At 65.7% G+C, this 12,462-nt stretch carries 15 protein-coding genes; 6 read left to right on the top strand and 9 right to left on the bottom strand.

Annotation, left to right across the window (positions count from 1 at the left end; translation table 11 throughout):
- Nucleotides 1-104: 104 nt before the first annotated feature.
- Together FJ973_RS03205 and FJ973_RS03200 are read right to left on the bottom strand one after the other, a co-directional pair.
- Nucleotides 105-560 carry a cyclic nucleotide-binding domain-containing protein gene (locus FJ973_RS03205; protein ID WP_140524662.1) on the bottom strand — a complete coding sequence of 152 codons (456 nt, stop codon included), beginning with the start codon at nucleotides 558-560 and terminating at the stop codon, nucleotides 105-107.
- 121 nt (nucleotides 561-681) lie between these two features.
- On the bottom strand, nucleotides 682-1,365 hold the full coding sequence (locus FJ973_RS03200) for a response regulator transcription factor (protein ID WP_091576052.1): 684 nt from the start codon (nucleotides 1,363-1,365) through the stop codon (nucleotides 682-684).
- A 144-nt stretch (nucleotides 1,366-1,509) separates the two neighbouring features.
- Here FJ973_RS03200 and FJ973_RS03195 point away from each other — a divergent pair, with 144 nt between their 5' ends.
- Entirely contained in the window at nucleotides 1,510-2,046 is a 537-nt protein-coding gene (locus FJ973_RS03195; protein ID WP_181165209.1) for a L,D-transpeptidase, read from the top strand.
- A gap of 56 nt (nucleotides 2,047-2,102) precedes the next feature.
- On the opposite strand, the gene FJ973_RS03190 is transcribed toward FJ973_RS03195, so the two are convergent.
- On the bottom strand, nucleotides 2,103-2,348 hold the full coding sequence (locus tag FJ973_RS03190; protein WP_140554835.1) for a hypothetical protein: 246 nt from the start codon (nucleotides 2,346-2,348) through the stop codon (nucleotides 2,103-2,105).
- A 165-nt stretch (nucleotides 2,349-2,513) separates the two neighbouring features.
- Between FJ973_RS03190 and gcvA the strand changes: the two genes are divergently transcribed.
- Complete coding sequence (gene gcvA / locus FJ973_RS03185; RefSeq protein ID WP_140492662.1) at nucleotides 2,514-3,446, top strand: transcriptional regulator GcvA; 933 nt, start codon at nucleotides 2,514-2,516, stop codon at nucleotides 3,444-3,446.
- Nucleotides 3,447-3,455: 9 nt separating this feature from the next.
- Here the strand turns inward: gcvA and FJ973_RS03180 are convergent, their stop codons facing one another.
- Genes FJ973_RS03180 through tsaD form a run of 6 tightly spaced genes read right to left on the bottom strand, consistent with a single transcriptional unit; the run spans nucleotide 3,456 to nucleotide 7,500 of the window.
- The gene (locus FJ973_RS03180) at nucleotides 3,456-3,872 is read right to left on the bottom strand and encodes a DUF1761 domain-containing protein (RefSeq protein ID WP_140513953.1); all 417 of its coding nucleotides are present in this window, start codon (nucleotides 3,870-3,872) and stop codon (nucleotides 3,456-3,458) included.
- A gap of 51 nt (nucleotides 3,873-3,923) precedes the next feature.
- Nucleotides 3,924-4,595, bottom strand: a complete 672-nt coding sequence (locus FJ973_RS03175; protein WP_140554834.1) for a methyltransferase — start codon at nucleotides 4,593-4,595, stop codon at nucleotides 3,924-3,926.
- Nucleotides 4,592-5,017, bottom strand: coding sequence for an EVE domain-containing protein (locus FJ973_RS03170; protein ID WP_140492656.1), 426 nt, complete (start codon nucleotides 5,015-5,017; stop codon nucleotides 4,592-4,594). The genes FJ973_RS03175 and FJ973_RS03170 overlap by 4 nt, the downstream gene beginning before the upstream one ends.
- 28 nt (nucleotides 5,018-5,045) lie before the next feature.
- Nucleotides 5,046-5,342: a YciI-like protein gene (locus tag FJ973_RS03165; RefSeq protein WP_140554833.1), complete on the bottom strand. Its 297-nt coding sequence runs from the start codon at nucleotides 5,340-5,342 to the stop codon at nucleotides 5,046-5,048.
- A gap of 23 nt (nucleotides 5,343-5,365) precedes the next feature.
- Nucleotides 5,366-6,388, bottom strand: coding sequence for an NAD(P)H-dependent glycerol-3-phosphate dehydrogenase (locus FJ973_RS03160; RefSeq protein ID WP_140554963.1), 1,023 nt, complete (start codon nucleotides 6,386-6,388; stop codon nucleotides 5,366-5,368).
- Between the two features lie 26 nt (nucleotides 6,389-6,414).
- Nucleotides 6,415-7,500 (bottom strand): tRNA (adenosine(37)-N6)-threonylcarbamoyltransferase complex transferase subunit TsaD, encoded by a 1,086-nt coding sequence (gene tsaD, locus FJ973_RS03155; RefSeq protein WP_181170862.1) that lies wholly within the window; start codon nucleotides 7,498-7,500, stop codon nucleotides 6,415-6,417.
- Between the two features lie 104 nt (nucleotides 7,501-7,604).
- On the opposite strand from tsaD, the gene hemC reads away from it, so the two are divergent.
- From hemC to FJ973_RS03135, 4 genes are all read left to right on the top strand, one after another.
- Nucleotides 7,605-8,531, top strand: a complete 927-nt coding sequence (gene hemC / locus FJ973_RS03150; protein ID WP_140554831.1) for a hydroxymethylbilane synthase — start codon at nucleotides 7,605-7,607, stop codon at nucleotides 8,529-8,531.
- A gap of 2 nt (nucleotides 8,532-8,533) precedes the next feature.
- Nucleotides 8,534-9,250, top strand: a complete 717-nt coding sequence (locus FJ973_RS03145) for a uroporphyrinogen-III synthase (RefSeq protein ID WP_140554830.1) — start codon at nucleotides 8,534-8,536, stop codon at nucleotides 9,248-9,250.
- Between the two features lie 89 nt (nucleotides 9,251-9,339).
- Nucleotides 9,340-10,821 carry a COG4223 family protein gene (locus tag FJ973_RS03140; protein WP_140554829.1) on the top strand — a complete coding sequence of 494 codons (1,482 nt, stop codon included), beginning with the start codon at nucleotides 9,340-9,342 and terminating at the stop codon, nucleotides 10,819-10,821.
- A gap of 10 nt (nucleotides 10,822-10,831) precedes the next feature.
- Nucleotides 10,832-12,433, top strand: a complete 1,602-nt coding sequence (locus FJ973_RS03135; RefSeq protein ID WP_140554828.1) for a heme biosynthesis protein HemY — start codon at nucleotides 10,832-10,834, stop codon at nucleotides 12,431-12,433.
- The last annotated feature ends 29 nt before the right edge of the window (nucleotides 12,434-12,462 follow it).

Here is a 12,462-nt window from a genome sequence, read left to right as displayed (position 1 = left end):
TTCCCACTCCGGCGACAATTGCGTCAAGCCGCTCGGTCGCCATGATGAAGGGCAGGTCATTTTCGGTGGCGCGAACCAGCCGGAACTCCACCTGTCTCTCCCGTTCACTCGGAAAAGCGCGGCGCCAGCTTCTCGATGCGGTGGATCATTGCCTGAAAGTCTTCCAGGATGCGCTGGTGGAGCTGTGCCGCCAAATCCGGATATTCCTCCAGGATGCGGCGGAACATCTTTCGGCTGAGCCGGATCACCTCCGAATCGACCGCGGCCGATGCACTGGTCAGCCGGTTGGTGTCGGCGATCAGCGCCAGTTCGCTCAGCATGGTGCCGGGGCTGGCCGTGCCGATAGGGATGCGTCCGCCTGCCTGTTCGCGGTAGAGCACGATCTCTCCGCTGACCACGATATAGGCCGAATCAGCCATATCGTCCTCGCGATAGAGCTTGTGGTCTGCCTGCAGCAGCATGGTCTCGGCGCCGAAGGCGAGCAGGCGCAATTGTTCCTGCGTGAAGCCCTCGAAAAGCCTCACGGCTGACAGGATGCGGATGTCGTCATCCAGCGCCATCTAGCTGTGTCCCCGAACGGTCAGTCCAATCCCTCCTCTGCGGTGCGATCCAGAATCCCGCTCCAACAGGATCGCACCCAAAAGCAGCCCCGCCCAGACCGCTTATTGGATAATAAAATGTTTAAGGAACCAGCTTGTAGCCACCGCTTTCTGTCACAAGAATTTCCGCATTGGAAGGATCGCGCTCGATCTTCTGGCGCAGGCGATACACATGGGTTTCTAGTGTGTGCGTGGTAACGCCGGAATTGTAGCCCCACACCTCCTCGAGCAGCACGTCCCGCGTCACCACCTTCTGGTCGGCGCGGTAGAGATATTTGATGATCGAGGCCTCCTTCTCCGTCAGCCGCACTTTTGCGCCGCGCGGGTCGATCAGCAGCTTCTGGCTTGGCTTGAAGGTGTAGGGGCCGACCGAGAAGGTGGCGTCCTCGCTTTGCTCGTGCTGGCGCAGCTGCGCGCGGATGCGCGCCAAAAGCACCGCGAAGCGGAACGGCTTCGTCACGTAGTCGTTGGCGCCGGCTTCGAGGCCAAGGATCGTGTCCGAATCGGTGTCGTGGCCGGTCAGCATGATGATGGGCGCCTTGTAGCCACCCTTGCGCAGGATCTTCACCGCTTCGCGGCCGTCCATGTCGGGCAGGCCGACATCCATGATCAGCAGGTCGATGAGGCCGCCACGCGCCGCGGCGACGCCTTTTGCCGCAGTGGACTCCTGCAGCACGTCGAATTCCTCATAAAGAGACAATTGCTCGACCAACGTGCCGCGCAGGTCGTCATCGTCGTCGACGATCAGGATGGTTCGTGAAGTCATGGATCAATCCGTTGTTTTGAAAAGAAAATTCAGTTGACCGCTGCCTGTTTATGCGGAAGCTGACCGGCACAACAGCCGATCACAGTGATTTGTTCCGTGGCACGATCATACAAGAAAAAACACGATCGCAATGCAGCCGGCGCAATTTTGCGAAAAGGACTGCGGGTGCTGACCGTGCGGGCAAGGCCCGGCCGTCCCAGCCAGGGGCTGCTGCAGGCGGGCAGAACGGTGTTTGCCTGCGCGCTGGGGCGTGGCGGCATCTCGGCGGGCAAGCGCGAAGGCGACGGCGCCACGCCGCTTGGCCAAATGCGGATCCTGTCGGGTTATTTCCGGGGAGACCACTTCTCCAGCGGCCGCATCACCCGGCTGGCGATGACGCCGATCGGGCCTGATCTCGGCTGGTGCGAAGTGCCCGACGACCGAAACTACAACAGGCCGGTCAAGATCCCCTACGGCGCCAGCCACGAACGCATGCGGCGCGACGACAGGCTCTATGATGCCTGCCTTGTGCTCGACTGGAATATAACGCCGCGCCGCCGCGGACGCGGCAGCGCCATCTTCTTCCACCTGGCGCGCCCGGGCTTCACGCCCACGCAAGGCTGCGTCGCGGTGACCGCACGCACGATGGCGCGCCTTTTGCCGCTGCTGTCGGACCGGACGGTGGTGAGGGTGGTAAGGTAGGGAATGGTGTAGGGAATAGGCAGTAGGCAGTAGGGTTCTCTTTCTATTGCCTACTCCTAATTCCTATTCCCTTTCCTTACCTGCCAGCCGATGTCGAGCAGGCCCAGCCGGCCGAGTTCGCGGTCCATGGCGCGGGAGACGTCTTTGCGCGTGGCGCCAACATCGCGCAACTGGCGATCCGACAGGTCCTCGATGTCGTCCTGCGGCAGGCTTGCCGCGACCTTGGCCTGGCGGAGCCAGTCGAACGCGGCGGTCAGCCAGTTCAGCCGGCTCGCGGGAGCTCTCAAAGCTATGTGAGACATGATACGGTTCCTTCCATCCGGACATAAAATCCGGTTTGATATTGGTTCGATGGTCGCATCATGCCCGATTGAAAGATTGGAGAGAAACGAGTAGTTCTTTCCGGATTATCAAGTTTTCTTTGAGGATCAGGACGCCATGACCGCGTCTGTTCTGGGGCCACGCTGATGGCCCGCCTGGTGCCGGGAACCCGGGCGCTGAGGACGCTGGAGGCAGCGGCCCGGCATCTCAATTTCACCCGGGCCGCCGACGAACTCGGCCTGACACCAGCCGCCGTCAGCCACCAGATCAAGGAGATCGAAGACCAGCTCGGCATCGTCCTGTTCACGCGCTCCAGCCGCAGCATCCGGCTGACGGAGGCCGGAACGGTGCTGTTCGAGGCCTCTGCCGATGCCCTCGACCTGCTTGGCAAGGCCGTCTCGCGGGCACAGAAGATGACGCGCGGCACGACGCTGCTGAAAGTGACGCTCGACGCCCAATTCGCGACGAAATGGCTGATGCGGCGGGTCGAGGATTTTCGAAAAAAACATGAAGGCATCGAACTCAGGTTCGACATCGCCTACGGATTGCGGGATTTCGACCTCGACGATGTCGATGTCGGCATCCGCTTCGGCGCCGGCAGATATCCGGGACTTTGCGCGCATCGGCTGTTCGACAACGTCATCATCCCGGTATGCAGCCCGAGCCTGCTGGCGTCAGGTCCGCCGCTGCGCGAACCGCGCGATCTCTTCCATCACACGCTTGCCCATATCGAATGGGCGCGTCAGGGCGTGACCTGGCCGAACTGGCGCATGTGGATGGCGGCAGCCGGCGTCGACGATTTCGACGACAGCCGCACCATCGTTTTCGGCACCTCGGCCGACGCGGTCCAGGCGGCGATGGAGGGCAGCGCCGTGGCGCTCGCCGATTTCGCCATGGTGGCCAACGACCTTTCCGAAGGCAGGTTGGTGCGGCCTTTCGAACTCGGCATCAAGGTCGCGCCGGAATTCGCCTATTTCCTGGTCTATCCCAAGGAACTGGTGAACGATCCGCGCATCGTTGCCTTTCGCACGTGGATTCTGGAGGAAATGGCAAAATCCCAAACCGCGGACCGGGTGTAGCGGAGGCCTTCAACTCGCTGCGGCGCCGAACCAGCCGACCACGGCGCCGACGATCAACAGCACGCCAAGCCAGTGGCCGCCGTCGATGATGGTCAGGTCCCAGCCGAAATTCTCGTAGCGATGATTGACCGACAGCGTGGTTGCGACGAAGCCGAGCCAAAGCACGAAACCGAAGACCAGTCCCGCCAGCAATGTCGGCTCGCCGCCAGTCACCGCGCCGACGACCAGGGCCATCACAAGCGCCATGACCAACTCGGCGATGAAAGAGATGAGAAACGGCAGCAACGATTTCTTCATGGTCGCCGGATCGAGTTTTGCAGCCTTCAGCCATGGCTTACTCAAACCGGTGTACCAGCCGGCGCCGAACAGCCACGCCAGGATTGCGGCGACGATCACCGCCAGCCAGTTAACCGCTGAAAAATCCATGATATTCCCCTCTGATACGGAGCTCATGGAAACGCCTGTTCAGTGGCGGCGTCAAGCCGGGCGCGCGGTGCTCCACCGCCAGACGGTGGTGCGTTTGATCTCGGCATCCTCGAGCGCCCGCGTCACCGGCACCTGGTAGACGCCAAGCGGTTCCAACCCCGACCGCGGCAGATAGGAGCGGCCGGGATCGCCGATCAGGATATCGGCGCCGCGCCGCTTCAGAGCCGCGAACCAGGGCGTCAGCCGGTCTGCGAACGGCTTGTCGTAGAAGACATCGCCGGCAAGAACCACGTCCCAGTCCGCATCCGTTCCGACGCAGTCATTCTGGACGAATTCGACCGCGACGCCATTGGCTTGCGCATTGAGGCGGACCGCCGTGGCGCAGAACGGGTCGATGTCGGCGGCCGTCACCCCTGCCGCGCCGGCTTTGGCTGCGGCGATGGCGACGAGACCGGAGCCGGAGGCGAAGTCGAGCACGCGCTTGCCCCGCACCATGGCCGGATTGTCGATGATATGGCGGGCAAGCCCCTGGCCGCCGGCCCAGGCAAAGGCCCAGAAAGGCGGCGGCAGCCCAATCTCGACCAGCTCGTCCTCGGTTCGCTGCCACAGATCATGCGCCTCGTCGGCAAGATGCAGCGCAATCTCCGGCACGTGCGGCGGCGCTATCAGCGCCGTATTGTCGAGGATGAAGCGTTCCGCGCTATGGCTCGTGAGAACCGTCACGGAGCCGGCGTCAGGCCACCCATGCGGCAGACTTCCTTCCATTCGGCCGGCGTCACCGGCTGCACGGAAAGCCGGCCGAGCCGCACCAGCGCCATGTCGGCGAGCTTGGGATTGGCCTTGACCTGCTCCAGAGTCGGCGGGTTCGGCACATCCTTGAAGGCGCGGATGTCAACGCATTCCCAGCGCGGATCGTCCGATGTGGTATCGGGATGAGCCAGTGCGCACACTTCGGCGATGCCGACCACGTTCAGCCCCTCGTTGGAGTGGTAGAAGAAGCCGAGATCACCGATCTGCATGGCCTTCATGTTGTTGCGCGCCGCATAGTTGCGCACGCCGTCCCATTGCGTGCCTGCCTTGCCCTTGGCCTTCAACGCCTCGAACGAGAAGACCGAGGGTTCGGATTTGAACAGCCAGTAGTTCATTCGTATTGCTCCTCCAGCCTTGTGCCGATTAATTAGCCGCCGGCTTGTTGAAGGTCCAGTTCCACTGGCGGACCTCGACGCTTTCGAACAGTCCCGCCTTGGCATAGGGATCGGCTGCCGACAGCGCCTGCGCGCCTGCCATGTCAGGCGCTTCGACGACGACGAGGCTGCCGTTGGACTTGCCGTCGGCGTCGAGGAACGGACCGGCGAAGGCCAGCTTCTTGTCGCTGTTCAGCCCTTCGAGAAAAGCGAGGTGCTCCGGCCGCGTATCGATGCGCACTTGCATGCTTCCGGGCTTGTCCTTGCAAATCAACGCGAACAACATGTCTCTGTCTCCTGATGCTGGAATCAATCGTCGGTTTCGGTCTTCAGCGGCCGGGTCATCAAGGCCGCCACAGCCTGCCGGATGGTGATGGTGCCGTCCAGTATGGCGGCGACTGCGGCGATGATAGGCGCGTCGATGCCGCGCTCGGTGGCGATGCGGGCGGCGATCGCCGCCGTCGGCACGCCTTCCGCCAGCGGCAGCCCGTCAAGCGGCTTGCCCTGGCCGAGCGCCAGTCCGTAGGCGAAGTTGCGCGATTGCGTGGACGAGCAGGTGAGCAGCAGGTCGCCAAGGCCGGAAAGCCCCATCAACGTCTCGGGTCTGGCGCCGAAGGCGGCACCGATGCGGCGCAGTTCGACGAAGCCGCGCGTCACCATGGCGGCCTGGGCACTGGCGCCAAGCCCGGCGCCGGTGACGGCACCCGCGGCGATGGCGAAGACGTTCTTCAAGGCGCCGCCGATCTCGACGCCGATCAAATCATCATTCGAATAGCAACGCAGATTTTCCGCCGAGAAGCGCGCGGCAAGCTTGGCCGCCAGCGCCTCGTCGCGGGCGGCAACCACCACCGCTGTCGGCAAGCCCCGGGCAACGTCCGTGGCGAAGCTCGGGCCGGACAGAGCGGCGACCGGATTCCCAGGCAGGATCTCCCCGACGATCGCCGAAAGCAAGTCGCCGGTGTCGCGTTCGATGCCCTTGGCGCAAAGGACAAGCGGAACGCCGGAAGGCATATGCGGCTTGGTGGCTGTCAGCATCGCCCGCAGCGATTGCGCAGGCGCCACTGCCAGCACGCAATCGGCACCGTCGAGCGCGGCTTGGATGTTGCTCGTCGCCACGATGCCGGCCTGGAGCGCTATGCCAGGCAGATAGCGTCGATTTTCGCCGTGGTCGATTGCGGCGACGGTCTCCGGGTCGCGCGCATAAAGGCGGACGAAATGGCCGGCACGCAGCATGGCCAGCGCCAGAGCGGTACCCCAGGCCCCGCCACCGAGCACGGCAACGCGCCAGCCGGTTGGCGAGGTCTCGATGCCGCTCATGCCTTCCTCGCTCATGCCCTCCTTGCTCATGCCCTCCTTGCTCATGCCTTGGCCCCGCGCCGGCCCGAGCCGATCATCGGCGCGGAGATGCTGTCCAGCGGCCAGCGCGAGCGCGGCACGAAGTCGAAGCCGTTTTCCTGGGCCAGGCCTTCGCGCATCCGCTCGATGCCGGCCCAGGCGATCATTGCCGCATTGTCGGTGCAAAGTTTCAGGGGTGGCGCGACGAAGGCGAAGCGCGCCTCGGCGCACAGCCGTTCCAGCGTCGCCTTGATCGTGTGGTTGGCGGCGACTCCTCCGGCGACGACCAGCGCCGGCGCGGCCGTGTCGGGGAATTCCCGGCGGAACCGGGCGAGCGCGCGCGAGACACGGTCGCCCAGCGCGTCGGCCACCGCCGCCTGGAACGACGCGCAGATGTCGGCGACGTCCCGGTCGCTCAAGGGCTCGATCGCGCTCGCCGCCTGGCGCACGGCGGTCTTAAGGCCGGAGAAAGAAAAATCGGGCTGCGCCGATCCCTTCATCGGACGCGGGAAGGCAAACCGACCCGCATCGCCCGATGCCGCCGCCTTCTCGACATTGGGACCGCCGGGATAGGGCAGGCCAAGCATCTTGGCCGTCTTGTCGAAGGCTTCGCCGAGCGCATCGTCGATGGTCGTCGCCCAGCGCTGGTAGTCGCCGACGCCGCGCACGGCCAAGATCTGTGTGTGGCCGCCGGAGACCAGCAGCAGGAGATAGGGAAAGTCGAGCCCATCGGTCAGCCGCGCCGTCAAGGCATGGCCTTCGAGATGGTTTACGGCGATCAGCGGCTTGCCGGCCGCGGCCGCGATCGCCTTGGCCGTCATCAGCCCGACGATGAGGCCCCCGACGAGGCCCGGGCCTGCGGTCGCGGCGATGGCGTCGATATCGGCCAGCGCCACGCCCGAATCGGCAAGTGCTGCCTCGACAATGCCGTCCAGCGCCTCGACATGGGCGCGCGCGGCGATCTCCGGCACAACCCCGCCGAAGGCGGCATGCTCCTCGATCTGCGACAGCACGATATTGGACAGGATTTTGGGCGCGGCATTGCCTTCCAGCGCCACGACGCTGGCGGCGGTCTCGTCACAACTCGTTTCAATGCCCAGAACGCGGATCAATTGGTCGCTGTCCCCAAGGATTGTGTATCGGGGCATTCCCCGGTAGGAGACGCCCGGAAAAGGCGACTTCGCCTGCCGGGGGTTATCACGGACCGCGCGCCATGCAAACAATCTTGAAGATCGGAACACGCGGCAGCCCGCTGGCGCTGGCGCAGGCGCAGGAAACCCAGGCGCGGCTTATGGCGGCGCATGGTTTGCCGCAAGAAGCGTTCGAAATCGTCGTCATCTCGACCACCGGCGACCGCATCCAGGACCGGCCGCTGTCGGAAGCTGGCGGCAAGGGCCTCTTCACCAAGGAGATCGAGGAGGCGCTGCTCGCCCGCGCGATCGACATTGCCGTGCATTCCTCGAAGGACATGCCGACGCAGTTGCCCGATGGGCTGGAGCTGTCTGCTTTCCTGCCGCGCGAGGACGCGCGCGATGCTTTCGTCGGCAAGGCGGCTAAGACGATTGCAGACCTGCCGCGTGGCGCCAAAGTCGGCTCGTCGTCGCTCAGGCGGCAGGCGCTGATCCGCCGCATGCGGCCGGATCTCGACGTGGTGATGTTTCGTGGCAATGTGCAGACGCGGCTGCGCAAGCTCGATGAAGGCGTTGCCGCCGGCACCATCCTCGCCCATGCCGGGCTGAAGCGGCTCGGGCTCGGCCACGTGGTCACCGATCTGATCCCGCTCGACATCTTTCCGCCGGCGCCGGGCCAAGGCGCGATCGGCATCGAAACCCGCATAGGCGATGGCGACGTCGAACAGATGCTGGCGGCCATCCACGACCTGCCGACCGGACAGGCGCTGGCTTGCGAGCGCGCTTTCCTGGCGGCCCTCGACGGCTCCTGCCGCACGCCGATTGCCGGTCATGCCGTGATAGACGGCGCGGACCTTTCTTTCGCGGGATTGATCATCTCGCCTGATGGCACGCAGTCGCACATGGTCGAGATGAAAGGCCTGGCGCTGGATGCCGCCCGCATCGGTGAAGAGGCGGCAAGGACGGTGCGGGCCAGGGCCGGCGAGACATTCTTCGACGGCTGGGCCTGACGGTGCAGCGCGTTCTGGTGACGCGGCCTCAACCGGGCGCCTCCCGCACCGCGCGAATGCTCAAGGACATGGGGTTTCTACCGCTGCTTTTGCCGCTGACCGAGACGGTGGCCTTGCCGATCGATACGGACCTCGTCATCGGCAATGCCGTGGCCGTTGCGGTGACCAGCGCCAATGGCGTGCGCTTTGCGCCTAAGGAGGTCGTCGCCCGGCTTTCGGACTTGCCTTGCCATGCCGTCGGCAAGAGGACCGCGCAAGCCGCGCGTGAAGCAGGATTTTTGTCCGTCAGCGAAGGTCCCGGCAATGCCGAAGGTCTTGCCGGCAGTCTTGCCGGCGAATTCCAGGGCAAGACCATTGTCTATCTCTGCGGACGCGTGCGCTTCCCGGCATTCGAGCAGCGGCTGCAAGCTGCCGATGTCAGGGTCCGCCCCGTCGAGACATACGACACGCTCGCCGTGACCTATTCGGACGAGGCCGTGCTTGCCCGTCTGTCGGGGCAAACCGCGGATGCGGTGCTGCTCTATTCCGCCAGGGCGGCTGCCGCGCTGCAGGCCCTGGTCAGGCGGCCTGCGCTGCATGAAGCCTTTGACAAGACGCGGGTTTTTGCCCTGTCGCATCGCATCGCCGCTGTCCTTGGCGACGTCGCTGGCGACCGTATCCACATAGCCGCACGGCCCGACGAGGGTGCGCTGCTTTCGCTTTTGCGGCCCCGGTCCTGAGCCGCGTCATCACACCGCCCCTTTTCACCGCTTGGTGATGTGCTAGACCCTCTTTGAACCATCCCCAAGCGAATTTGCGGAGCCCAAGCATGGTGAAGACGCCGAAGATGCGACATTCGAAAAGCCGCCGCGAGCCGGTGACCATCGAACTTGAGCCCGGCGCCGTTTCCCGCATCGCCGACGAGAATGCCGCCAGGGCCGGGGCGCAAACCGACGAGGCCAAGGCGGAGGAAGCCGCGAACGCCTCGCGGCCGGAGGCGCCCGAAGAGCCTGTGCACGCCGACCAGACCGATCTAGAACCCTGGGAGCACGCCGAGGCGACAGCGCCCCGATCGGAACGATCCGCGGAACGCGCCGCCGAGGCGGACGAACCGGCGGCAGCCTACCCCGGTTCCCCGGACGACGCCGCTGGCAAGGCCGGCGCCTTCGACTACAGTTTCGAGGACACATCGGCGAAGCGCGCCGAACCTGAACCGGCCGGGCGGGTGACCGGCGCCTCGGCGGGGAACGGGAAAACCGCATCCGCACCGCCACCGCCGAAGCGGGTCAACGGCATCGCGGCCGGCATCATCGGCGGTGTCATCGCACTGGTCGGCGCCGGCGGATTGCAGTTCGCCGGCCTGCTCGGCGCGCCGGGGTCCGCTCCCAGCGTCTCGCTCGAAGGCGTCAACGGCGAAATCGCCGCGCTCAGAACCGAGATCGCGGATCTGAGGCAAGCCGGCGACGGCGGTGCGTCGGCCAAGGTCGACGGGTTGTCCGCGGCGTTGGATCAGGTCAGGACGGATGTCGCAGCGCTCAAATCGGCGGTCGAGCAAGGCGGAGCGGGCGACAATGCCGGGCTGGCCGCGCTTGGCGACAAGGTCAGGCAGATCGAGACGGCGGTTACGGCGCTAGGCAAGGCCGGCAACCCGGCTCCAGTCGATCTCGGCCCGCTCAATGAAAGGCTGGCTGGCCTCGATGCGCTGGTCAAATCGGCCGGCGAGGCGGCGGCGAAGCAGGACGGCCGGCTCACCGCGCTGGAGCAGTCGGTGGCGCAGCTTTCCGGCAAGGTCGAGGCGCAGGCCGGACAGCCGAAGGTCGCGCTCGCCATCGCCGCTTCGGCACTGAAGGCGGCGCTCGACCGTGGCGCGCCGTTCGGTGCCGAACTCGAGACCTTCGCCGCGATCGCGCCGGACGCGCCGCAGCTTGCGGCTCTGCGCGCCTACGCGCAAAAGGGCGTCCAGACCCGCACCGAGATCGCATCGCAGATGGATGCCGCCGCCAACGCCATGGTCGCGGCGGCCACGCCGGTCGACGAAAATGCCGGGCTGCTGCAGAACCTTCTGTCGAGCGCCGAATCGCTGGTCAAGGTCCGGCCGATCGGCGCCGTCCAGGGCGCCGGCGCGCCGGAAACCATTGCGCGCATGGAGGTGGCGGTCAATCAGGGCGACTATGCCAAGGCGCTTACCGAATATGAGACGCTGCCGGCGCCTGCAAAGGCGGCCGGCGCCGATTTTGCCGGCAAGCTGAAGGCACGCATCGAGGTCGAGACGCTGATCGATGCGCTGATATCAGGCGCGATGAAGGCGTGAGGAACTGGCGATGATCCGAATCCTGCTCTTCCTCGCCGCCGTCTTCGCGCTGGGCCTGGGCTTTGCCTGGCTGGCGGACCGGCCGGGTGACATGGTCATCACCTTCAACGGCTACCAGTATCAGGTCAGCCTGATGGTGGCGGCGGTGGCGGTGGTTGCTGTCGTCGCGGCGGTGATGATCCTGTGGTGGCTGATCAAGTCGGTCTGGAACAGCCCCTACACCATTTCGCGCTATTTCCGGGTGCGGCGGCGCGACCGCGGTTATCAGGCGCTGTCGACCGGCATGATCGCCGCCGGCGCCGGCGACGGCGCGCTGGCCCGCAAGAAGACCAAGGAAGCGGCCAAGCTGATCCGCTCCGACCAGGAGCCATTGATCCATCTGCTCGAGGCCCAGGCTTCGCTGCTCGAAGGCGACCACGAAGGCGCGCGCCAGAAATTCGAGAGCATGCTCGACGATCCCGAAATGCGGCTGCTCGGGCTGCGCGGGCTTTATCTCGAAGCCGAGCGCCTGGGGGACCGCAATGCCGCCAGGCACTATGCTGGGCGCGCCGCCGGCATGGCGCCGCAACTGGCCTGGGCGGCCGAATCGACGCTTGAAGAGCTGACCGGGCGCGGCGACTGGGACGGCGCGCTGAAGCTGGTCGAGGCGCAGAAGGCGACCCGCCAGATCGAACGTGACGCCGCCAACCGCCGACGCGCCGTGCTGTTGACCGCCAAGGCGCAGTCACTCGCCGACAGCGATCCCGCAGCTGCCCGCACGGCGGCGATAGAGGCCAATCGGCTGCAGCCGGAGTTCGCGCCGGCCGCGGTCGCGGCTGCGACGCTGCTGTTTCGCCAGAACGACGTGCGCAAGGGCTCGAAGATCCTCGAGACAGCCTGGAGGGCCGAACCGCATCCGGAGATAGCGGAGCTCTATACCCATGCCAGGCCGGGTGACGCCGTGCTCGATCGCCTCAACCGGGCGAGGAAATTGCAGGAGATGAAGAAGAACCACGCCGAATCCTCGATGACGGTGGCGCGCGCCGCGCTCGATGCACAGGATTTTGCGACTGCCCGCCGCGAAGCCGAGGCGGCGATCCGGATGGACCGCCGCGAGGGCGCCTATCTGCTTTTGGCCGACATCGAAGAAGCCGAGACGGGCGACCAAGGCAAGGTGCGACAGCTCTTGTCCAAGGCGGTGCGGGCGCCGCGCGACCCGGCCTGGGTCGCCGACGGCGTCGTCTCGGAGCGCTGGGCGCCGGTATCGCCGGTCACCGGCCGGCTTGACGCCTTCGAGTGGCGCGCCCCGATGGAGCGTCTCGGCCAGCTGATCGACAGCCGTGACGATGCGCCGGACGCCCCGGCGGTGGCGATCGAGGCGCCGGGCAGGCCGGCGCAGGAAGAGTCGGTCGAGGTGATCGATCACGCTGGCCCGGGCGGCGAGACGGCCGGCAAGCAGGCCGAGAACGATCAGGACCACGTCAGGCCGGTGACGGCGCAGGCTTTCGCCGCGGCGCCCGCCGATGCCGAGGCCGTCGAACCGGCGCAGGAACTGGCACGCCTGCCGGACGATCCCGGCGTCGATCCGGACGATGCGGCGGAAAAGTCGCCGCGCCGGTTCCGGTTGTTTTGAGTTGGCTGGGTGGCCCGGCCGTTTGGGAA

Source organism: Mesorhizobium sp. B2-1-3 (assembly GCF_006442495.1).
Taxonomy (GTDB): Bacteria; Pseudomonadota; Alphaproteobacteria; order Rhizobiales; family Rhizobiaceae; genus Mesorhizobium.
This window is presented reverse-complemented; position numbering and strand designations above follow the sequence as displayed.

Bases quoted from the DNA above. Each gene is read 5' to 3' on its own strand.
- FJ973_RS03205 (WP_140524662.1), bottom strand. From the start codon at position 560: ATGGCGCTGGATGACGACATCCGCATCCTGTCAGCCGTGAGGCTTTTC.
- FJ973_RS03200 (WP_091576052.1), bottom strand. From the start codon at position 1,365: ATGACTTCACGAACCATCCTGATCGTCGACGACGATGACGACCTGCGC.
- FJ973_RS03190 (WP_140554835.1), bottom strand. From the start codon at position 2,348: ATGTCTCACATAGCTTTGAGAGCTCCCGCGAGCCGGCTGAACTGGCTG.
- gcvA (WP_140492662.1), top strand. From the start codon at position 2,514: ATGGCCCGCCTGGTGCCGGGAACCCGGGCGCTGAGGACGCTGGAGGCA.
- FJ973_RS03180 (WP_140513953.1), bottom strand. From the start codon at position 3,872: ATGGATTTTTCAGCGGTTAACTGGCTGGCGGTGATCGTCGCCGCAATC.
- FJ973_RS03170 (WP_140492656.1), bottom strand. From the start codon at position 5,017: ATGAACTACTGGCTGTTCAAATCCGAACCCTCGGTCTTCTCGTTCGAG.
- FJ973_RS03165 (WP_140554833.1), bottom strand. From the start codon at position 5,342: ATGTTGTTCGCGTTGATTTGCAAGGACAAGCCCGGAAGCATGCAAGTG.
- FJ973_RS03160 (WP_140554963.1), bottom strand. From the start codon at position 6,388: ATGAGCGAGGAAGGCATGAGCGGCATCGAGACCTCGCCAACCGGCTGG.
- hemC (WP_140554831.1), top strand. From the start codon at position 7,605: ATGCAAACAATCTTGAAGATCGGAACACGCGGCAGCCCGCTGGCGCTG.
- FJ973_RS03140 (WP_140554829.1), top strand. From the start codon at position 9,340: ATGGTGAAGACGCCGAAGATGCGACATTCGAAAAGCCGCCGCGAGCCG.
- FJ973_RS03135 (WP_140554828.1), top strand. From the start codon at position 10,832: ATGATCCGAATCCTGCTCTTCCTCGCCGCCGTCTTCGCGCTGGGCCTG.